A 20,204-nucleotide genomic window follows, 5' to 3' on the forward strand; every position below is an offset into this window, starting at 1 on the left:
CTTTCTGTACAAAAGTCGTTACACTAAAGAATAAGGAATAGTTTAATATGGAAGGGAAAAGGTCAAATATGACAAAATCACAGTGGATTAAAGACTTACAGCAAATTGTAGCACCCTCACAACTGCGTGTTGATGAGCCGCTTCATTTATATACGATGACAAAACTTGGAGGCAATGCTGATATTTTTGTTTTACCTGAAACAATCGAACAAGCACAACAAATTGTAGCTTATGCTCATGCGCGAAATGTACCTTTATTAATGTTAGGTAATGGCTCAAATATGGTTGTGCGTGACGGCGGATTACGCGGCATCGTGATTACATTTTCGGCGCTTGACGCAATACGTGTAGAGGGTATAACTGTATATGCAGAGGCCGGTGCATTAATTAAAGATGTATCTAAGCAAGCAGCAGCGGCAAGTTTAACAGGCTTTGAGTTTGCTTGTGGTATTCCTGGCTCTATTGGCGGCGCAATGGCAATGAATGCAGGCGCATATGGCGGCGAAATTAATGACATTATTGTTTCATCAACAGTATTAACCAAAGAGGGCGAGATTATTACGCTGTCGAAAGAAGCGTTAAAATTAGGCTACCGCACGAGTAGTATTGCCACGGAGGGTTACTATGTTTTATCTTCAATCTTTGAGTTAGCTAAAGGTGACCAGCAAGCGATTGACGAAAAAATAGCAGACCTTACCCACCAACGCGAAACAAAACAACCTTTAGAGTTTCCGTCAGCTGGCAGTGTCTTTAAACGACCACCTGGCCAATTTGCGGGTAAATTGATTCAAGATAGCGGTCTACAAGGTAAGGGTGTTGGTGGTGCAGAGGTTTCAACTAAGCACGCAGGTTTTATTGTCAATAAAGGCGGCGCAACCGCGACAGACTATATCCAAACAATCGAAATGGTGCAACGCGTTGTTAAAGAGAAGTTTGGGGTATCGCTTGAACGCGAAGTGAAAATTGTTGGTGACGAAAAATAAAGTAGCAGAGCTCCGAGTTAGTAGAGGAGCTTTTTTTAATATGGAGGTAAGTGTATGAAATTTATTTCGTGGAATGTCAACGGCATCCGTGCTTGTTTAAAAAAAGGTTTTATGGATTTTTTTAATGAACAAGACGCGGATATTTTTGCGATACAGGAAACAAAGTGTCAGGCAGCGCAAGTTACGCTCGATTTACCTGGCTACTATCAATATTGGAACGATGCAGAAAAGAAAGGTTACTCAGGTACAGCAGTCTTTACTAAAAAAGAGCCACTCGCTGTGCGTTATGGTATTGAAGAAGATAGCGAAGCAGAGGGGCGTATTATTACGTTAACATTTGATGATTTTTATTTTGTTAATGTTTATACACCTAATGCGCAGCGTACGCTCGCACGTTTACCATTTCGTTTAGCGTGGGAAGATCGTTTATACACGTACTTGCAAGAGCTAAATCAGCATAAGCCTGTTATTTATTGTGGAGATTTAAATGTGGCGCATACGGCACTTGATTTAAAAAATGCTAAATCAAATGAGGGCAATTCAGGCTGTACAGTAGAAGAGCGCGAAAAAATGACACGTCTTTTAACGACAGGCTTTACAGATAGCTTCCGTCATTTATACCCGACAGCAACAGACCGTTACAGTTGGTGGTCTTATATGAATAAAGTACGTGAGCGTAATATTGGTTGGCGTATTGATTACTTTATTGTGAGTGACCGATTAACACCTTATATTACACAATCCGAAATGCACGATGAGGTGCTAGGTAGTGACCACTGCCCAATTTATTTAACACTTACGCTGTAGTAGCGTAGGTGTTTTTTAAATCGTAATGACTACACATTCAAACAATCATTTGAATGAGAAAAGAAGTTGTGCTATATTATAATCAAATAAACATTTGAATGAGGTGTGAAAGATGGCAAAACATACATGTGGTGGTTCAACATCATTAGAAGAAACAAACGTTTTACATATTCGTGAGCAAATTCCTAATCTTGTAGGCGTGGCAAAATTTTTAAAGGCGCTATCCGACGAAACACGCTTAAAAATTGCTTATGCCCTAACGATTGAGCAAGAGCTTTGCGTCTGCGATGTCGCAGAAATTATCGGCTCATCCGTAGCAACAGCCTCGCATCATTTGCGTTATTTACGTGATCATCATTTAGCAAAGGTAGAGCGTAAGGGTAAGCAAATGTTTTATTCTTTAGCGGATGATCATGTGTACCAAATCGTAAAAATTGCTTACGAGCACTCTATAGAGGAGGAAGCCAAATGACAGCAAAACAAGAGTATCGTTTACAAAATTTATCCTGCGCCAGCTGTGCCGCTAAATTCGAAAAAAATATTCGTTGTATTGACTCAGTAGAAGATGTACAGCTCAACTTTGGTGCATCAAAGCTAACCATTGTAGGTGATGCGACGATTGAGCAACTAGAGGAAGCAGGCGCTTTTGATGGCATTACCGTTCGTGAGGCCAGTGTACGAGCTAAACCTAAGGCAATCCCATTTTATAAACGTAAAGAAAATATTTTAGCTGTTTTTGCGCTTGTCTTTATTATTGCAGGCTATATTGCGGCAGCTCAATTTGGCGAAAAGTCAGCCATAACGATTGGTATCTTCCTTACGGCTATTGTTGTAGGCGGGATTGATATTTTTATAACAGGCTTTAAAAACTTAGCCAAGCTTGATTTTGATATGAAGACATTAATGACCATTGCTGTAATTGGCGCTACCATTATTGGTGAGTGGAAGGAAGGCGCAGTAGTTGTATTCTTATTTGCGGTGAGTGAGGCGCTTGAGGCTTACTCTATGAATAAGGCGCGTCAATCGATTGAGGGGTTAATGGATATCGCACCCCCAACAGCACTTATTAAGCGTGCGCACGGTGAGCATGTACATGAGATGGAAGTAAACACTGAGGACATACAAATTGATGATGTATTGATTGTTAAGCCAGGACAAAAAATTGCAATGGATGGCGTAGTAATCACAGGATTATCAACGGTTAATCAGGCAGCTATTACAGGTGAGTCAGTGCCTGTCACACGCACAATTGGCGACGAAGTATTTGCGGGCACATTAAATGAAGAAGGGGCAATGGAAGTACGCGTAACAAAACGTGTTGAGGATACAACGATTGCTAAAATTATTCATTTAGTAGAAGAAGCACAAGCGGAAAAAGCACCTTCACAAAAATTTGTTGATCGTTTTGCTAAATATTATACGCCTGCGATTATGTTAATTGCGTTACTTGTAGCAGTAGTGCCGTCACTCTTTACAGGTGATTGGCAAACATGGATTTATCAAGGATTGGCTACTTTAGTCGTTGGTTGCCCTTGTGCGCTTGTTATCTCAACGCCAGTAGCGATTGTTACGGCAATTGGTAACGCAGCACGTAATGGTGTATTAATTAAAGGTGGTATTCACTTAGAGGAGCTTGGTCGTATTAAAGCTATTGCTTTTGACAAAACAGGTACACTCACAGAAGGTACACCAACTGTAACAAAAATTGTAGTAGCAGCTAGTGAGAGTGAAGCTTCTGTACTACAGCGCATTGCAGCTGTAGAAAAACCTTCGCAACACCCATTAGCCAAAGCGATTTTAACAAAAGCACATGAGCAAAACCTATTAGTGAGTGAACCGACAGATTTCCAATCCGTAACAGGTAAGGGCGCTTATGCTACTGTAGACGACGAAGTTATTTATGTAGGTAGTTTAACGTGGATTACGAGCCTTGTAGCGTTAGAACCACAAATTATAGAAGAAGCTAAACGGATGCAAGAGTTGGGACATTCAGTAATTGCAGCTGCTACAGCCACTAAGGTGCTTGGCATCATCGGTATTGCCGACCAAGTACGTGCTGAGAGTAAGGATGTGCTCGCTAAGCTACGCAAACAACATGTTGATCATACAGTAATGTTAACAGGTGATGCTGAACCAACAGCGAAAGCAATCGCTACTGAGTTAGGTTTAACTGATGTGCGTGCAGGATTATTACCAGAACATAAACTACAAGCAATGAAAGAGTTGCGCACAAAGTATGAGACTGTAGCCATGGTAGGCGATGGTGTTAATGATGCGCCAGCCCTAGCTGCTGCTTCTGTCGGGATTGCCATGGGTGGTGCAGGCACCGACGCAGCACTCGAAACAGCAGATGTAGCGCTTATGGGGGATGACTTAACCAAACTCCCTTACACAATTGGCTTAAGTAAAAAGACCTTGCGTATTATTAAAGAGAACATTGCGTTTGCGTTAGGATTAAAAGCTATTGCCCTATTATTAGTAATTCCTGGATTATTAACATTGTGGATTGCAATATTTGCTGATATGGGTGCGACTTTATTAGTGGTTCTTAATTCCTTGAGATTAATGCGTACCCAAAAATAAAATATACGGAAATAGTAATAATTTCTAATGATGAATACGAGTAGCTTGGGAATTTTGATTGATATTTGTAAGAGAAGGCGCTATTATGAAACTAATGTGAAGAAAATGGTGAAATTGAGGCGAAAGTAACGTGGTTGGAACAAGTAAATTAATAAATGTCACAGAAGAAATTGTAGTGGGGTTAGTTGGCTTTTATTTGCGAGGCGTAGAATACCAAACATTTTGCCATTGCGATAAATGTGAGCGCAAAATTATTGCAACCACATTAAATGCTATGCCGAGTTATTATGTTACGAATGAGGAAGAACGCAACCAAGCCTTTGCATATTTAAATACCGACGAGCAAGTTGAGCGAATGAACAGCGCGATCATTCACGCCATTCATACGGTCGGTCAAGCGCCAAATCATCTATAAAATGATAAAACAAAGGGGTGTCCTAAAATGGTCATCCCTTGTTTACATTTGCACAATAGAATGTAGTACACTTATAATACGACAATAAGAAAGAGAGGGATACGATATGCCAACACCTAGTATGGAGGACCATATCGAACAGATTTATTTACTGATAGATAATAAAGGTTATGCCCGCGTATCAGATATTGCAGAAGCATTGTCTGTATTGCCATCGTCAGTAACAAAAATGGTGCAAAAACTTGATAAAGATGGGTATTTAAATTACGAAAAATACCGTGGATTAACGTTAACTTCAAAAGGTAAAAAGTTAGGTAAACGTTTAGTCCAACGCCATGAACTGCTAGAGCGATTTTTAGAGCTGATTGGTGTAGATCAACATACAATTTATGATGAAGTAGAAGGAATCGAGCATCATTTAAGTTGGCATTCTATCGATCGTATCGCGGATCTCGTTCAATTAATGGAAGATGATAAAACAATTCAACAAAAACTTGCACATATACGTGCACAAGATGGTGAGGAATAATATGAATACATTACAATCGGGTACAGTAGCTAAGCTAACTGTACTTGCAGAAGAAAACTCGAAATGGATTTTAACAAATGGAGAAGTGGAATTGCCAATTAATGCGTCAGAAGTGACAGAAGAAATAGCAATTGGTGACACACTAAACGTTTTTATTTTTAAAGATCGTCGTGGCGATTTAGCAGCTACTGCTTTAATCCCAACAATTTTAGAAGGCGACTACGACTGGGCACGCGTTTACCGTGTGACAAAAGAAGGCGCATATATTGATATTGGTACGTCACGTGAAGTATTAGTACCGGCAGAAGATTTACCCGTATTACCAGAGCTTTGGCCTGAAGCGGGTGACCATTTATATGTTACGTTACGTGTGGACCGCAACGGTGAATTTTATGGCCGTTTAATTACGGAGGAGAAGGTAATTGAATTATACGAAGGTGCATTTGAAGAAATGCATAATAAAGATGTGATGGCTCGCCCTTACCGCCTATTGCCTGTAGGAGCGTTCTTATTAGGTGTTGATACACCATACCGCATTTTTGTGCATGAGAGCGAAATGTATAATGAACCGCGTCTTGGTCAAGATTTAACAGTGCGTATCATTGATATGAAGGACGATCATTCATTAAATGGCTCATTATTACCCCGTAAACATGAGCGTATTGGCAGCGATGCTGAACAAATTTTTGCGTATTTAGAAGAAGTGGGCGGTAAAATGCCATTTTGGGATAAATCGTCACCAGAAGAAATCAAAGAAATGTTTAATATGAGTAAAGCTGCTTTCAAGCGTGCACTTGGTACATTAATGAAAGCCGGCAAGATTAAACAAGGTGACGGCTGGACAGAAAAAATATAAATTGTAATAATAAGGAATGAGTTGGTGAAACCAATTCATTCCTTTTACGTACTAATTACATATAGGAGGTTATATGATGAAACAAAAATTAATGGTACTAATCGCCATGGCTGTTTTAGTATTGGCTACTGTGAGTGCACCACTGGCTTCAGCAGCGAAAGTGATTGATGAGCGTTTAGGTGTACCGATCGTAGTATACGGAGCTAACTTAACAGAAGCTGAAAAGCAAACGGTGAAAAAGGCATTAGATGTAGCAAATGATGATACAGTAGAAGAAATTACGGTAGCAGGTAGTGACTTAAATCGCTATATTACTAATAGTAATCCGAATGCACAAATGTTTTCTTCGGCTAAAATTACATTGCGTAATCAAGGCGAAGGACTCGTCATTGATATCGTAACACCATCAAACATTACAGAAATTACAAATGATATTTATGCAAATGCGATGCTGACAGCAGGTATTGAAGATGCATTAGTAGAAGTAGCGGCACCAAAGCCTGTAACGGGGCACTCAGCGCTTGCCGGCATTTATAAGGCGTATGAGACACGAAGCGGCGAAACGCTAGATACGAGCCGTACGGATGTCGCAAATGAAGAGTTAAACGTAGCTACGGCAATTGCGGATGGCTCTAATGTAAGTGACGAAAAAGTAGCACAGTTATTAACGGAAATTAAAAAACAAATTGCAGAAAATGCACCGCAGTCGCGCGAAGAGGTTGAGCAAATTGTAAATAATCAACTGAGTAAGCTAGAAATTAATTTAAGTGAGCAAGACCGTCAGTTATTAATTGATTTAATGGATAAGATTAAAGGGCTAAATATTGATTTTGACAAATGGTCGCAACAACTCAATGATTTAAGTTCTAAGCTGGGTGATAAATTAACGGATTTAACATCAGAAGATGGATTTTGGGGTAAAGTAAAAGCGTTTTTCCAAGGTCTTGTCGATACGGTATCTTCGTGGTTTAAATAAGTTATATGCTAAAATAAAAATGGGGGGTGATTTCATGGAATTTACATTAGTAGATAGAGGAAATGCACATTTTGCTTTTGAACACCAGCAAGACGGGGAAGTAATTGCTGAAATTTCGTGGGTACAAAAAGGTAATATTATGGCAATGGACCACACATTTGTCTCTGATAAATTGCGTGGGCAAGGTGTAGCTAAACAGTTGCTTGATCAAGCAGCTAACTACGCACGTGAACAAGATTATAAAATGGAAGCGATTTGTTCATATGTCGTAGCGGCATTTAAGCGCGGCACGTATGACGATGTCAAAGCATAATAAACAAAAGACCATCTTGCACACAGTGTAAGGTGGTCTTTTTATTGTGAAATCGTCATAGACAGAAATCCTTTCATGTGAAAAATGACATTGCAATTATGGCGAGTAAGGCAAAGGCAACGATGACTGTACTAATATCGAGCATTGTATGAAAAGTAAAGCGGCGCATGCAACTCCTCCTTTTTAATTTCTGTTACTATTCCCTAAAAAAATATGAAATAATCGTGGTAAAATAAAATCAGGAGGGTGAAGGAAATGTTTATGATAAAAACGTATGAAGAGTTAACGAAAGATGAGCTGTATGACATTATTCAATTGCGCGTTAATGTCTTTATTGTAGAGCAAGAAACCTACTATGAAGACCTCGACAATCATGATCAACAAGCGCTCCATTTATTGTATCGTGATGAAAAAGGACAACTCGTTGCTTATGCGCGTATGTTGCCGCCAGGAGAAGTGTTTAAAGAGGCTTCATTTGGTCGTATTATTACTACAAAAGCGACACGTGGTACAGGGTTAGGCAAAAAAATGATGCAAACAATTATGGCAACAATTAAAGAACAGTGGGATAATCCCCCAGTATTTATTCAAGCTCAAGATTATTTAACAAACTTCTATAGTCGCTTCGGTTTTGTACCGCAATCCGAGCCTTATATGTATGAATGTTTACCACATCTGGATATGTTATATACACCATCGCAAGAAAATTTAGATAATGAATGTTTTACGTCTAGCGTTTCGGGTAAAGAAGAAGTATCTAAGAAACGAGAGAGGGGTAATTCAACAATGGCTAAATTAAAAGGTAAAGGTGTAGTTGTAGCAGGATTAGTAGCAGGTGCAGCAGCATATTTAAGCAAACCTGAAAACCGTGATAAAGTAGTAGATGCGGTGAATATGGCAAAAGATAAAGTAACAAGCTTTGTAGACACACAAAAGGACGCATTAGCGCCACAGCCCGAGCAAGCTGAAACATTAAAAGAGCAAGCGAAAGCGGCGGCAGATCCAGATGATTTATCAATTGCTGAAAATAAAATGTTAAGTGAAGGTGCTCAAACGACTGTACAATATTACAATGAAAAAGTTGAAGATAAAGAAATTACAGATAATGAGCAAGCACCTCAAGATAAATAATAATAGCTAAAAAACCATGTGGCGTTAATGAGCCGCATGGTTTTTTGTTTGAAAGGGTAGTAAAGTAAACAGCGCAAAAAGTAATAAAATACAGCCGGTAAGTGCAAAACTCGCTGTAAGTGATAAATCTAAAAAGCCGAGCGTAATTGAACCCGCAACGACACCTATTGAGAAGAAAGCATAGAAATAGCCATAGGCTTTACCGCGAGTATCTACTTCCGTGGCATCTATTAATAAAGAGTTGAGTGAAGGGAAAAGTAACCCAAAGCCGATACCATAAACCATCATAGCGACATACAAAATAGTCTGGTCACTCGCTAAACTAATAATAAGTTGGCTAATGCCCATTAAGCCAATACCTAGTGCACTCGTAAAGAGTGGTTTAATTTTATCAAAAATCCGATTAATTGGTGTAATAAAAACGAGCACTGCAATAATACCGAACGTACTTAATAGCGTCCCAGCAAGACGAGAGTCATAGCCGAGTAATTGCACTTTAACAGGTAGTAAGTATGCGATAACACCTTGCGAAAACATTAAGAAAAAAGCACCGCTAAATGCCTTCACAATATTAGGGTTAGAGAAAAAATAACGATTATCTACTAATTTGACATCCTTTTTTTCTGTAGCGATAGGTATTCGTAGCATAAAATAAGCCAAACTACCGAGTAGTAGCATAGCGACAGCTGTTACTGTAAAAACGAAAGGTACGCTAATACGGCTAGCCATAATACCGCTAAAAGCAGGCCCTATAATCGCAGCAATACCAACAAAAGCGCCTGATATCGCGCTACTTTTACCACGCTTTGTAGTAGAAGTATTAGCAAGATACGTAAATGCGGCTGGTACAATTAAACCAGCTACTAAACCATGAATAAAGCGTACAATAAGTAAAGAGTAAGCGTCATATGCGAGATGGTAACCAAGTAATGTAATGCCAGTCGTTAACAGTCCAATAATTAAAATATGATACGGTCCTCGACGATCGGTTAAAATACCTGCTATGATATTGCCAAAGGTATTAGATAATGAATAAATACCTACTGCTAAACCTGTCAAAAAAGAAGTAGCACCTAATGAAATTGCGAAGGTACTCATGACTGGAAGTTGTGTAAATAAGTCAAAGAAAGAAAAGAAAATAATCGCATAAATAAAAAGTTTCATAATGCCTCCGTCTAATGAGATATGTTCTCATTAGTATACCATAAAAAAAACGAGTAACGTTTTTCAACGTTACTCGTTTTAGATTGATTATTTTTTCATTGTTTTGTTTTTAGCAAGATTAACGTGCCAAGAAAGTGCTTCATCTAGAAGGTGAGGTGTTTGTTGACCACCTGTTGCTTCGAATGCACGGTTATAGTAATCCCAAAGTTGTTCTTTATAGTCTGGGTGAGCACAGTTTTCGATAATTAATGGCACACGCTCTTTAGGAGCAAGACCACGTAAGTCAGCGATACCTTGTTCTGTTACGATTACATCAACATCATGTTCTGTATGGTCTACGTGAGATACCATAGGGACGATTGATGAGATGTCTCCGCCTTTAGCGTAAGATTTTGTAACAAAAATACCAAGACGAGCATTACGTGCGAAGTCACCAGAACCACCGATACCGTTCATCATACGTGTACCCGATACGTGTGTAGAGTTTACGTTGCCATAAATGTCTAACTCAAGCGCTGTGTTGATTGAGATTAAGCCCAAACGACGGATAAGCTCTGGGTGGTTAGAAATTTCTTGAGGACGTAAGCAAATTTTATCTGCATACTTTTCAAGGTTACCATAAACTTTTTCTTGTAACTCAGCTGTAAGCGTAATAGAAGTCGCTGAAGCGAACTTAACTTTACCTGCATCAATTAGGTTGAATACAGCATCTTGTAGTACTTCAGAAGATACTACTAAATCTTCAAAGTCAGAGTTAGCAAAACCATCAAGTACAGCATTTGCTACTGAACCAACGCCTGATTGCAATGGCATTAGTTGTTTTGTTAAACGGCCAGCTTCAATCTCTGAATGGAAGAATTCTAATAAAAGGTCTGCCATACGTTGTGTTTCTTCATCTGGAGGAACAATTAGTGATGGAGCATCTGGCTCTTCAGATACAACAATTGCTTTAATTTTATCTACATCTACTTTAATACCAATTTCACCGATGCGTTGTGTTGCGTCAGTCATTGGGATTGCTTCACGTTTACCTTGTTCGCCAGGAACATATACATCATGAATACCAATCATTGCTTCTGGGTGAGAAAGATTTAATTCAATGATAATATTTTCTGCGTACTCAGCAAAAATAGGTGAGTTACCTACAGAAGTTGTTGGTACGATGAAACCATCTTCAGTAATAGCTACAGCTTCGATGATTGCATATTTAATTGGTCCGATAATACCTTGACGCACTAACTCAGCATTGTGAGAAAGGTGAGCATCTACGTATTTAATTTTGTCTGCATTAATCATGTTACGAATACCAGGGTCAGCTTGGAAAGGTCCGCGCTTACTAATAACACCAGCTTCAGCTAAATGTTTATCTACTTCTGGTCCTAATGATGCGCCTGTGTAAACTTCGATTTGAAGCTTTTCATTTTTAGCACGCTCGACAAGTGCCATAGGAACAACTTTTGCGTCCCCAGCGCGTGTAAATCCGCTCATACCTACTACGTCACCATCTGAGAATAATGCTGCCGCCTCTTGAGCTGAAACAATTTTAGATTCTAGGCTTTTAATACCTAAACGTTTTTGTAAAGTTGCATCCATTGTAAAAATCCTCCCCTAAAAGTTTTTTGTGTATGGAATTTTAAAAATTAATAACAGAACCATCTTTTATAAGAATTTTCTGTTTATTAACCATGAACTAACAAAGTTCTTTAGTCTATGTTATCACCAATTTGTCACATTTACTTTAAGTATAGCATGAAAGTGCTTAAAAAAAGTAAAAACGAGCTTTTTGACGCTTTATCGACAAGTTAAGCGTTTTAAAGTAGCTAACTATAATAATACCCCTCTTTAGCAAGATTTGCAAAGAGGGGTAGGTAATTAGAACCCTAATGAACGACGGAAGTAACTTGCATAGCGTTGGCTAACAGGAATACGTGTGTTGTCCTTCATAATAAGTAAGAATGTAGAATGTGAATCTGGTTGGATTTCTTCAATATAATCGATATTAACAATATAAGAACGGTGACAACGAATAAATGAGTCTGGTGCTAGGAATAACTCTAAGTCACTTAAGTTTAAACGGTGGTACCCTTCACGATTCATCGTTTTAACGAATGTTTTACGTAATTGTGTTTCTAAATAAATGACTTGGTCATGCTTAATAGGATACCAGCAGTCATCAATTTTCACAGTGATATAGTTCGTTAAAAATGGTGAAGGTTTCTGAGGGAAAATAGCTGTAATAGCACCTTTTGTCTCACCTTCGTCAATGAGCGGGATACTCATACCGAAGTAAGAGACACCAAATACGTCTGGCTCGATATAAGAGTTAATTTTTTGCCCATAGCTCATCGCTTTATGCGCAGCTGAGCCTTCTTTTACTGGGTCGCCTGGCTTAATTTTTAAGTCGACTTTTTTACTTGGTTGATAATATACATACTCATCAGAGTTAGAAATAGCGATTGACGTATTCTCAGGGAAAAACTCCTTAATGACGTCCATGATCTCTTCAATTTGTTTAGGATCCAATGTTAAACACCTCGTTAATATTCTTTTGATAAAAGAAATGATTATTTTCTATTTTACTACAAATCATAAAAAATAAAATAGAGAAGATTACGTAATAATTGACAAAAAATGTGTCTAAAAGGTGAACTTCGCTAAGTTTTCACATTCACACGTTAAGATGGAAGCGCGATAAGCAAAGTAGTAACGATTACCTTTAGCAATTAACATTGCATTATAACATGATACCTATAGATGTACTAGTATAAGTTTTGAAGCGAATGACTGGCAATAAAAATTATTTGAATAAATAATTTTTTTGAGATTTTGTCGCGAAAAATACAGTATATGTTAGAATAATAATAGACGGAAAAATAATAAAGGCCCTAATGTCCGGCAACAATACCAAAAGACCTATAATGTTTAAAAACTGTTGATTGCAACTTAATAACTATGTTAGGATTTATTTTATAGAAATAACTAGTTGATTACTAGTGCTAATTATACAGTTTTTTTAATAGTGAAACAGTGAACAATGATTTTATACATAAAAACAAGTAAATAAAATGAAGAAAGTTGAGGATGATTATGAAAAAGGAATCGAGTGCAATAGCTGAGGCTATTTCAAAAACATACTTTCAAGAAGTCGACAGTGTGAGTCATTTTCCAAAAGTGGACCAATTTTTTGAGTTAGAAGCAAAACTTTTACATGAGATTTATAACTTAGAGGAAATACAAGCTAAGCGCACGTTAACTGAAGTTATTACCATATTAACGGAGCGTTTCGGCAAAGATGCCATTAGCGGCATGAGTACATATTTTACGGTCTTATCATCACTTGTTGCGCGAAAGTTATTAGATAACCAAGTGCCACCGAAAAAAGCATTTGCTTTTAATTATGCTTGTACAGAGGTTATTAGTGCAATGAGTCAAGCTAGCTTTTTACAAGTTGCAGAGGAACTAATTGAGTTTTATATCGATTTTATCGCAGATCGCAAACAGCCGACGTACCGTCATCAAACAGTGAACAAAGTAATTATGTTTATTAATGATGAATTAGAAAGCAACTTGACGGTTGAAAATATTGCTAAGCACTTTCATATTAGTACGAGTCACTTGTCCCGCATATTTAGAGAGCATGTTGGTATTACGTTAGTGGAGTATTTAAACATTCGTAGGGTAGAAGAGTCACAATATTATTTACGTCATACGACTAAAAGTATTACATCGATTTCTAACCAATTTCATTTTTGTAATCAAAGCTATTTCACGCGTATTTTCAAAAAATATACAGGTGTCACTCCGAAACACTTCAGAGACAAACCGAACTACCCATTTTACCGTTTTGATTTAACGGAGCCCTTAGAAGTAGAAGAGGCGGTTTATTAAAATACGGGGCAGCTAGCCTCGTTTTTTTGTGAAAAGGAGGTTTAAGCAATGCGTAGTAGAAAAGTGAAAAAAACGGCGAGTAAGTCTTCTCTATATTGGTATGCTATCATTGCTGTGATGCTTATTTTAGTCGCTTTAATTATAGCGATAGTCATGCAAAAAAATGGTCTTTTTTCTAAGGTGCAGCAACCTATTGAACAAATACCCGAAGTAGTAATTGAGCAACCGATTAAAGAAGAGCAACCGGCAGTACCAGCACACGAAGTCGATGAGAATGGTTATATAAAAAATCAAACGCTGCCAAAAGAGCCGACGTATATTAACGGTATTCTTATAGCGAGTAAACGCTACCCAATGCCTGCTGATTTTGCGCCTGGTGAGCAACCTGAAGCTAAGGAAGCAAAAGATAAGATGCTAGCAGATGCCAAGAAAGCAGGCTTTATACTCGATGCTTTTAGTGGTTATCGCTCTTATGATTATCAAAAAACGCTGTATGAGAATTATGTAGCAAGAGATGGACAAGATGCCGCAGACCGTTATAGTGCGCGTCCTGGTTATTCAGAACATCAAACGGGTCTCGTTTACGACATTGGAGAAGTAGGCAAAGAGTCGTTATGGTTAACGGAAACGTTTGGAGAGACAGAAGCTGGGCGATGGTTGCGTGATCATGCACATCACTATGGTTTTATTATGCGCTATCCCCAAGGTAAAGAAGACATAACTGGCTACATGTATGAGTCATGGCATTTTAGATATGTAGGCGTGGAAGTAGCGACTACTATTTTTGAACAGCAAAGTACATTAGAAGAATATTTAGGTGTACAGTGAAAAACGAGCTACCTCTTAATGAGAGGGAAGCTCGTTTTTTTAGTGCCAAGTCGGTAAGCCGATATGTTGCTCAACGTACGCGTTGTCCCACCCCATTTGATTGCCATACTGTTGTAATGGCATTACACGAAAGGCTGGCGCATCTACATGGCCGTTGTATACGTCACGCACAGCGGTAGTCGGTAAAAAATGTGCATCAACAGTTTCTGTTGTTGATTGATTAGCAGTAACTGTTTTACGTAAAGTAAGGCGCGCAATACCACCTACGTTCGTTCCTGCCCAAGGTTGAGCGGAGTAAAAGTTGCCTAATGAATAAAACACTGGCTTATCCTCAATCCATTCAAAAGGTTGCAAGACGTGCGGGTGGTGGCCAAAGATAGCATCAGCACCTGCCGCAAATAAATTTTTAGCTAATTGCTGTTGCTGTTCATTATGTGCCGTATTGTATTCTTCACCCCAGTGTAGCGACAAAACAATAAAATCTACTTGAGATCGTAAAGCTTTAACATCCGCTGTTATCTTAGCCTCATCTAAATAAGATACAAGATAGTCTTTACCATCAGGGTGTGAAGTCACGTAAGTGTTAGTGCCGTAAGTATAAGCAAGGATGCCTACAGCAATGTCTTCTACGTTAATAATACGTGCTTTTTGTTGATCCTCTTTAGAAGCAAAAGCACCGGTATAAGGCATATTATAGCTTTGTAAATTTTGGATTGTCAGGAGTACTTGTTGCTCTCCTTTATCAAGCGTATGGTTATTCGCTATCGTTACAAAATCCACACCACTTTTTTGTAAATCTCGAATAATATGTGGAGGGCTGTTGAAAGAAGGGTAAGTACTTAACCCTAGCTGTTCACCCGCTGGCATTGACTCCTGATTAGCCAATAAAAAATCTAAACTTTGCATTTGTTCGCTAACAGCGTCAAATGCGAATGTGAAATCTGGGTATGTATAAATCGGGTAATGTAATAAAATATCACCAATCATACCGATTGTTACTTCTGTTACGCTCGGCTCAATTACTTGTTCTACTTCATGGTCAAGCGCTACTTGTGGTGTCGCAGTTGAACGAGAAGTAGTTTGTTGTTTGATGCTAGTGCTTGCTAAGTAAGTGGTATAGCCAGCGATTAAACATAAAAAGAAGATTAATAAAACCTTAAATGATGCTTTCACAGTCAACTCTCCTAAAATTTAGTCATTGACCCATTATAACCATATAAACTATTTTTAGGAAGATGATGATGGCAAGTTAAACTAAGTATATAAAAAGTACAATTTCTCAGTAAATGAAAAATTGTACTTTTATGATTATAAAATAGGAGAAATTAAGCGTGATAATGACTCCTTAAACTTAATTAAATTTGAACGGTTATTATAAATGTCTAGCGTTAATGCTGTCGAATCTAAAATATCTTTTTCGAAGATTTCAGCAAGTTCATGTGAAATAGCATTGTCATAAATGAAAGCATTCACTTCGAAGTTGAGCTTAAAGCTTCGGACATCAATGTTAGCTGTGCCTACTGTAGAAGCTTCATCGTCAATGACAATCATCTTTGCATGAATAAAACCTTTCTCATAAATATAAATTTTAGCGCCAGCTTGTAAAAGTTGTCCAACGTACGAGTAAGTAGCCCAGTAGACAAACATATGGTCAGGCTTATTAGGAATCATAATGCGCACATCTATACCTGACAGTGCTGCGATTTTAACAGCATCGAAAAAACTAATATCAGGAATGAAATACGGTGTTTGGATATAAACATAACGCTGTGCTTTATTGATAAGTTTTAAATAACCATCTTTAATCTGTTCCCAATCCTCATCAGGACCACTCGAAACGATTTGTACACCAGCATCTCCCTTTTTAGGTATGGCAGGGAAAAAGCTTTCGGAGTACTTTGTTTTATGATGTGCAGCTTGGTTCCAGTCGAGTAAAAAACGCGATTGTAGAGGATGGACAGAGCTACCTTCAATACGCAAATGCGTATCACGCCAATAGCCAAATTTCTTTTTCAAGCCGAGGTACTCATCACCGACATTAAAGCCGCCAATATAGCCAATACGCCCATCCACAATTACTAGCTTTCGATGGTTACGGAAGTTAAGGCGGGGGTTAATGAGTGGCATAATAGAAGGGAAGAATACTTCGACTTCGCCTCCAGCTTCGAGCAATGCGTTAAAATGACGCTTTTTTACACCACGAGAACCCATTTCATCATATAAAATTCGGACTTTGACGCCTTGCTTCGCTTTAGCGGTTAAAGCGTCTACAATTTTGATACCGAGTCCGTCTAAGCGGAAAATATAATATTGAATATGAATATGCTCTTTAGCTTGTTCAATATCTCGCAAAAGCTGCGCGAATTTCTCGTTGCCATCATCAAAAATTTGTATCGCATTATCTTGTGTTAAAACTGCCTCATTGTTACGAAGATGCATATAAATTAAATCATCATATTTATCTGCATTTTTAATGCGAAATTCAAACTTATCTTGATGGATCGCATCCATTTGGTAATTTACTAGCTTTTCAATACCGATATACTTTTGTCCATCCCAACGGAACAAATGCTTTTGACGTAAGCGGCGCCCGAAAAGTAAATACAGTAAGAAGCCTAATAACGGTAAGAATGTTAGTACGAGAACCCATGCCCACGTTGAAGTAGGGTCTTTACGCTCTAAGAAAATGACCGTAATTGCTAGTAAAATGTTAATGAGCAGGAGCACTACGAATAGATAATCAAAATCAGCAATAATAGTCAGCAAACGACGCACCTTCTTTTTCTGTAATCTTTGTATTTACCATACTTCATATCGAATAAAAATGCTATCTGTCTAAAAAAAGCACAAAAAAGGCGTGGCCTTTTTCGTGCCATAATTTAAGCTTGTGCTTGGCGTAATGATTTAGTAGAAGCGCGGAAAGTAAAGATTAAGCTGATTGAGATAAGTGCGATAGCTGCAGAGATGTAGAAGCCTAAGTTAGCTTGTTGTGTAAAAATCCAAGAAAAGAATAACGGTCCGATAATACGACCTAAGTTATCCATTGAATAGGATAGCCCTGCTGCAGCCCCGTATTTACCGCCAGACTCTTTAGACGATAATGAAACGACACAAGTACGAGCTAAGGCATTACCAGCAGTAAACACACATAATGCTAGACCTGCAAACACTAAGCTGCTCGTTAAAGTGAATAAAATCATACCGATTGCTGTAATGACTTGTGCACCAATTAACCAACTTGTTTCGGTACCATCTTTAATGCGTCGAATGACCCCGCCTTGAATGGCAGCGTCTACAAAGCCACTAAACATAAAGAGGTAACCAACTTGTGTAGGTGTAATTTGGATGCGATCGATTTGAAAAAGTTGAAATGTCGCTTCTACCCCTGCAAGCATAAAGGTAACGAGGAAGGAGAACAAGAATAAATAGCGCACACGGTACTTTAAAAGGTTAGCTGCTCCTTCAGGGACGATGCTTCTTTTGTTGACATTATCTTTACGTTTGGCAGGCTCTTGTAACACGATGCTTGCATACACAAATAGTAAAGCAATGAGTGCCGCTGAAGTAAAGAATGGTGAGGTTAAACCGAAGTGACCACCTAATACCCCACCTAGTGCTGGCCCGAAAATAAAGCCAAGGCCTATCGACATTCCCATAAAGCCCATATATTTATTGCGGTCTTCATCACTTGACATATCGCCAATAAATCCGGTTACAGAGGTGTATAAAGCGCCAGAGAACAGTCCACCGATAATACGTGATATGTAAAGAATCGTTAAATTATTAATAAATAATGCAAAGATTAAAAAGCTTAGGCTAAAACCAACTAGCCCGGTTAAAATTAAAGGTTTACGACCAATGCGGTCTGATAGCGAACCCCATAATGGAGCTGTGAAAAAGCTAGCTAAGGCATAGACAGTCAAGAGCCCACCGACGTGAACTTCTCCCCAGCCTTGTTGTACAATTACTTCCGGTAAAACGGGAATGATAATCCCGAAGCCTAAATACACAAGAAATTGTACAGACATCAATAATAAAATTGCTTTTTTCATTAGGCTCATCCTTCTTTCTATTTCAAATTGATATACCTATTATTCCCTAATAAGAAGTCATGAAACTATTTACGCATAAGCTTTTGAATGGTAGTGCCGAGCTCATCTAAAACGGCATCATCTCCTTCGAGCAGTCGTTCTTTCACACAAGATTTTAAATGCCCATCTAATAAAATACGTGCCACACTATTTAAAGCAGCTTGGCTAGCAGCAAGTTGCGTAATAATGTCATCGCAATATACATCATTATCAATCATGCCTTTAATGCCACGAATTTGCCCTTCTACTCGGTTGAGGCGCGTCGTTAAATCTTTTTTAGTTGCTATTGAGTGATGGCTTTTTCGGCAATGCGTTTCTTTTTCCATAGTAACACCTCCTACGATATAACTGTCTTAATTGTAGGTTGATAAAGGCTCGGATGTAAAGCCTATGTGAATATTATCAACTTAGCGTAAATAAATGCGAAATCATCACACAGATTTGTAACAAAATTGAAAGAATTATTAGGTAATAAAAATGGTATTATACATATAGAAGTAACATGTCAGACAACTAATATGAAACTTTTAAGTGCTTAAAACGTTATAACTATAAAAAGAACGGGGTGGAACAAATGACGAAAGAAGTAGATTTAAAAAAAATTGTTTCGAATTTGTCAAAGCTAGGTGTAAAAGCAACGGTTACTAAATCACGGTTAGATTTATTAAAAGTATTAACACCGCCAATTACCACACCACGAGTACAATTTAATTCGTAATCTCATAAATGCAACATAAATGAAATCTCTTGCCTATGCTAAGGCGAGAGATTTTTTAGTATAGTGTATCTATTTCAAAATTTATTAATTCGTCATATACTAAACTATACGAGACTGGGGGATGAGCTATGGCAAAGAAGTTGCGTGCTAATGATGATTTTATTTACCATATTTATATTCATATGAATGATGTTGATCAATTTGTAATTTTTAGCGGCTTGAAATTACAGCAGTTTGTTGCCTCTGTTGATCCTCTGCGTAATCTACTCTTATTAAAAGCAACGTATGAAGATGGGATGTTTAATAATCATACGCAGCATGATTATATCGTACCTGAAGATATTAAAAAGTTTGTGAAAAAGGCAAACAATTCTGCTGAGCTATGTTGGTTAGACTTTGCTTATGAACGTCAATTAAATGATTTAACAGCAAGAGAACAGGCAGAATTGCTTTATATAGCACATAAACGCGAACCGATTAGCGTGCCTTTTTTTCAAAAGTTGCAAAACCGTTATGTGTACATAGCGTCAACAGGAGAAAAAGTAACGAAGATTTATTTCAAGCATTTAAGTGATGCAGATATGTTAATCACCAATGTATTTAATCAATTAATTCGAGAGCGTGAAAATACGACTTCCTTTTTCAGACGCCGTACAAAAGATGCGGTACCTTCTATTACACCAGAGTTTTTAAAAGCTTATCGTTCTTATGCAAAAGAAGGTGCACTCTTTTCACTCGCTAAAGCCGAAAAAGCGAAATCGGCGTATGAAATTGAAGTGAGAAATTTAGCGCATTATAATTTCCCTGATGAAATTTGGGATGATCTTAAACAAATTTTAAAAGAAGAAGCTGATGACTTAATTCATATTACGTAAAACTCACTGCAACACAGTGAGTTTTATTATATAAAGCGCCGCTTCGT

21 protein-coding genes are annotated in these 20,204 nt (G+C 38.1%); 14 read left to right on the forward strand and 7 right to left on the reverse strand.

Going from position 1 to position 20,204, the window contains the following annotated elements; genetic code table 11:
• The first annotated feature begins 68 nt into the window (after positions 1-68).
• The 10 genes from murB (at position 69) to DDE80_RS06875 (ending at position 8,593) form a co-directional block, all read left to right on the forward strand.
• Entirely contained in the window at positions 69-983 is a 915-nt protein-coding gene (murB, locus tag DDE80_RS06830) for a UDP-N-acetylmuramate dehydrogenase (RefSeq protein ID WP_108306970.1), read from the forward strand.
• Between the two features lie 54 nt (positions 984-1,037).
• A complete protein-coding gene (locus DDE80_RS06835) occupies positions 1,038-1,790 on the forward strand; it encodes an exodeoxyribonuclease III (RefSeq protein ID WP_108306928.1) in 753 nt (250 codons plus the stop codon).
• A 112-nt stretch (positions 1,791-1,902) separates the two neighbouring features.
• Positions 1,903-2,262, forward strand: a complete 360-nt coding sequence (locus tag DDE80_RS06840) for an ArsR/SmtB family transcription factor (protein WP_108306929.1) — start codon at positions 1,903-1,905, stop codon at positions 2,260-2,262.
• Positions 2,259-4,373 (forward strand): heavy metal translocating P-type ATPase, encoded by a 2,115-nt coding sequence (locus DDE80_RS06845; RefSeq protein WP_108306930.1) that lies wholly within the window; start codon positions 2,259-2,261, stop codon positions 4,371-4,373. The genes DDE80_RS06840 and DDE80_RS06845 overlap by 4 nt, the downstream gene beginning before the upstream one ends.
• Positions 4,374-4,503: 130 nt before the next feature.
• The gene (locus tag DDE80_RS06850; RefSeq protein WP_108306931.1) at positions 4,504-4,788 is read left to right on the forward strand and encodes a late competence development ComFB family protein; all 285 of its coding nucleotides are present in this window, start codon (positions 4,504-4,506) and stop codon (positions 4,786-4,788) included.
• 106 nt (positions 4,789-4,894) lie between these two features.
• A complete protein-coding gene (mntR, locus tag DDE80_RS06855; RefSeq protein ID WP_108306932.1) occupies positions 4,895-5,317 on the forward strand; it encodes a transcriptional regulator MntR in 423 nt (140 codons plus the stop codon).
• 1 nt (position 5,318) lies between these two features.
• On the forward strand, positions 5,319-6,173 hold the full coding sequence (locus DDE80_RS06860; protein ID WP_108306933.1) for a CvfB family protein: 855 nt from the start codon (positions 5,319-5,321) through the stop codon (positions 6,171-6,173).
• A 76-nt stretch (positions 6,174-6,249) separates the two neighbouring features.
• Positions 6,250-7,149, forward strand: a complete 900-nt coding sequence (locus tag DDE80_RS06865) for a DUF1002 domain-containing protein (RefSeq protein WP_108306934.1) — start codon at positions 6,250-6,252, stop codon at positions 7,147-7,149.
• A gap of 34 nt (positions 7,150-7,183) precedes the next feature.
• Positions 7,184-7,462: a GNAT family N-acetyltransferase gene (locus DDE80_RS06870; protein ID WP_108306935.1), complete on the forward strand. Its 279-nt coding sequence runs from the start codon at positions 7,184-7,186 to the stop codon at positions 7,460-7,462.
• A gap of 255 nt (positions 7,463-7,717) precedes the next feature.
• Positions 7,718-8,593 (forward strand): GNAT family N-acetyltransferase, encoded by an 876-nt coding sequence (locus DDE80_RS06875; RefSeq protein ID WP_108306936.1) that lies wholly within the window; start codon positions 7,718-7,720, stop codon positions 8,591-8,593.
• 24 nt (positions 8,594-8,617) lie between these two features.
• Here DDE80_RS06875 and DDE80_RS06880 read toward each other — a convergent pair whose 3' ends face one another.
• From DDE80_RS06880 to DDE80_RS06890, 3 genes are all read right to left on the reverse strand, one after another.
• The gene (locus tag DDE80_RS06880) at positions 8,618-9,757 is read right to left on the reverse strand and encodes an MFS transporter (protein WP_108306937.1); all 1,140 of its coding nucleotides are present in this window, start codon (positions 9,755-9,757) and stop codon (positions 8,618-8,620) included.
• Positions 9,758-9,844: 87 nt separating this feature from the next.
• Complete coding sequence (gene scpC, locus DDE80_RS06885) at positions 9,845-11,350, reverse strand: succinyl-CoA:acetate CoA-transferase ScpC (protein ID WP_108306938.1); 1,506 nt, start codon at positions 11,348-11,350, stop codon at positions 9,845-9,847.
• Between the two features lie 279 nt (positions 11,351-11,629).
• The gene (locus DDE80_RS06890; RefSeq protein ID WP_036147031.1) at positions 11,630-12,280 is read right to left on the reverse strand and encodes a LytTR family DNA-binding domain-containing protein; all 651 of its coding nucleotides are present in this window, start codon (positions 12,278-12,280) and stop codon (positions 11,630-11,632) included.
• A gap of 564 nt (positions 12,281-12,844) precedes the next feature.
• Between DDE80_RS06890 and DDE80_RS06895 the strand changes: the two genes are divergently transcribed.
• Together DDE80_RS06895 and DDE80_RS06900 are read left to right on the forward strand one after the other, a co-directional pair.
• Positions 12,845-13,645 (forward strand): helix-turn-helix transcriptional regulator, encoded by an 801-nt coding sequence (locus DDE80_RS06895; RefSeq protein WP_108306939.1) that lies wholly within the window; start codon positions 12,845-12,847, stop codon positions 13,643-13,645.
• Between the two features lie 48 nt (positions 13,646-13,693).
• On the forward strand, positions 13,694-14,473 hold the full coding sequence (locus tag DDE80_RS06900; protein WP_108306940.1) for a M15 family metallopeptidase: 780 nt from the start codon (positions 13,694-13,696) through the stop codon (positions 14,471-14,473).
• A gap of 39 nt (positions 14,474-14,512) precedes the next feature.
• On the opposite strand, the gene DDE80_RS06905 is transcribed toward DDE80_RS06900, so the two are convergent.
• The 4 genes from DDE80_RS06905 to DDE80_RS06920 form a co-directional block, all read right to left on the reverse strand.
• Positions 14,513-15,646 carry a CapA family protein gene (locus DDE80_RS06905; protein WP_108306941.1) on the reverse strand — a complete coding sequence of 378 codons (1,134 nt, stop codon included), beginning with the start codon at positions 15,644-15,646 and terminating at the stop codon, positions 14,513-14,515.
• Positions 15,647-15,781: 135 nt separating this feature from the next.
• Entirely contained in the window at positions 15,782-17,230 is a 1,449-nt protein-coding gene (gene cls / locus DDE80_RS06910; protein WP_427901799.1) for a cardiolipin synthase, read from the reverse strand.
• Between the two features lie 122 nt (positions 17,231-17,352).
• Entirely contained in the window at positions 17,353-18,525 is a 1,173-nt protein-coding gene (locus DDE80_RS06915; protein ID WP_108306942.1) for an MFS transporter, read from the reverse strand.
• Between the two features lie 65 nt (positions 18,526-18,590).
• Positions 18,591-18,890, reverse strand: coding sequence for a metal-sensitive transcriptional regulator (locus DDE80_RS06920; RefSeq protein ID WP_108306943.1), 300 nt, complete (start codon positions 18,888-18,890; stop codon positions 18,591-18,593).
• 248 nt (positions 18,891-19,138) lie between these two features.
• Here DDE80_RS06920 and DDE80_RS15285 point away from each other — a divergent pair, with 248 nt between their 5' ends.
• A complete protein-coding gene (locus DDE80_RS15285; RefSeq protein WP_201261504.1) occupies positions 19,139-19,282 on the forward strand; it encodes an Lmo0850 family protein in 144 nt (47 codons plus the stop codon).
• 128 nt (positions 19,283-19,410) lie between these two features.
• Positions 19,411-20,157 (forward strand): hypothetical protein, encoded by a 747-nt coding sequence (locus tag DDE80_RS06925; RefSeq protein WP_108306944.1) that lies wholly within the window; start codon positions 19,411-19,413, stop codon positions 20,155-20,157.
• Positions 20,158-20,204 lie beyond the last annotated feature (47 nt).

The organism is Metalysinibacillus jejuensis (assembly GCF_003057615.1).
GTDB classification, from domain to species: domain Bacteria; phylum Bacillota; class Bacilli; order Bacillales_A; family Planococcaceae; genus Metalysinibacillus; species Metalysinibacillus jejuensis.

What these genes read in the sequence shown, in the direction of transcription:
- DDE80_RS06920 (WP_108306943.1), bottom strand. Translation starts at nt 18,890, where the DNA reads ATGGAAAAAGAAACGCATTGCCGAAAAAGCCATCACTCAATAGCAACT.
- DDE80_RS06840 (WP_108306929.1), top strand. Translation starts at nt 1,903, where the DNA reads ATGGCAAAACATACATGTGGTGGTTCAACATCATTAGAAGAAACAAAC.
- DDE80_RS06915 (WP_108306942.1), bottom strand. Translation starts at nt 18,525, where the DNA reads ATGAAAAAAGCAATTTTATTATTGATGTCTGTACAATTTCTTGTGTAT.
- DDE80_RS06835 (WP_108306928.1), top strand. Translation starts at nt 1,038, where the DNA reads ATGAAATTTATTTCGTGGAATGTCAACGGCATCCGTGCTTGTTTAAAA.
- mntR (WP_108306932.1), top strand. Translation starts at nt 4,895, where the DNA reads ATGCCAACACCTAGTATGGAGGACCATATCGAACAGATTTATTTACTG.
- murB (WP_108306970.1), top strand. Translation starts at nt 69, where the DNA reads ATGACAAAATCACAGTGGATTAAAGACTTACAGCAAATTGTAGCACCC.
- DDE80_RS06895 (WP_108306939.1), top strand. Translation starts at nt 12,845, where the DNA reads ATGAAAAAGGAATCGAGTGCAATAGCTGAGGCTATTTCAAAAACATAC.
- DDE80_RS06865 (WP_108306934.1), top strand. Translation starts at nt 6,250, where the DNA reads ATGAAACAAAAATTAATGGTACTAATCGCCATGGCTGTTTTAGTATTG.
- DDE80_RS06880 (WP_108306937.1), bottom strand. Translation starts at nt 9,757, where the DNA reads ATGAAACTTTTTATTTATGCGATTATTTTCTTTTCTTTCTTTGACTTA.
- DDE80_RS06925 (WP_108306944.1), top strand. Translation starts at nt 19,411, where the DNA reads ATGGCAAAGAAGTTGCGTGCTAATGATGATTTTATTTACCATATTTAT.
- DDE80_RS06900 (WP_108306940.1), top strand. Translation starts at nt 13,694, where the DNA reads ATGCGTAGTAGAAAAGTGAAAAAAACGGCGAGTAAGTCTTCTCTATAT.
- DDE80_RS06870 (WP_108306935.1), top strand. Translation starts at nt 7,184, where the DNA reads ATGGAATTTACATTAGTAGATAGAGGAAATGCACATTTTGCTTTTGAA.
- DDE80_RS06845 (WP_108306930.1), top strand. Translation starts at nt 2,259, where the DNA reads ATGACAGCAAAACAAGAGTATCGTTTACAAAATTTATCCTGCGCCAGC.
- scpC (WP_108306938.1), bottom strand. Translation starts at nt 11,350, where the DNA reads ATGGATGCAACTTTACAAAAACGTTTAGGTATTAAAAGCCTAGAATCT.
- DDE80_RS06875 (WP_108306936.1), top strand. Translation starts at nt 7,718, where the DNA reads ATGTTTATGATAAAAACGTATGAAGAGTTAACGAAAGATGAGCTGTAT.
- DDE80_RS15285 (WP_201261504.1), top strand. Translation starts at nt 19,139, where the DNA reads ATGACGAAAGAAGTAGATTTAAAAAAAATTGTTTCGAATTTGTCAAAG.
- DDE80_RS06860 (WP_108306933.1), top strand. Translation starts at nt 5,319, where the DNA reads ATGAATACATTACAATCGGGTACAGTAGCTAAGCTAACTGTACTTGCA.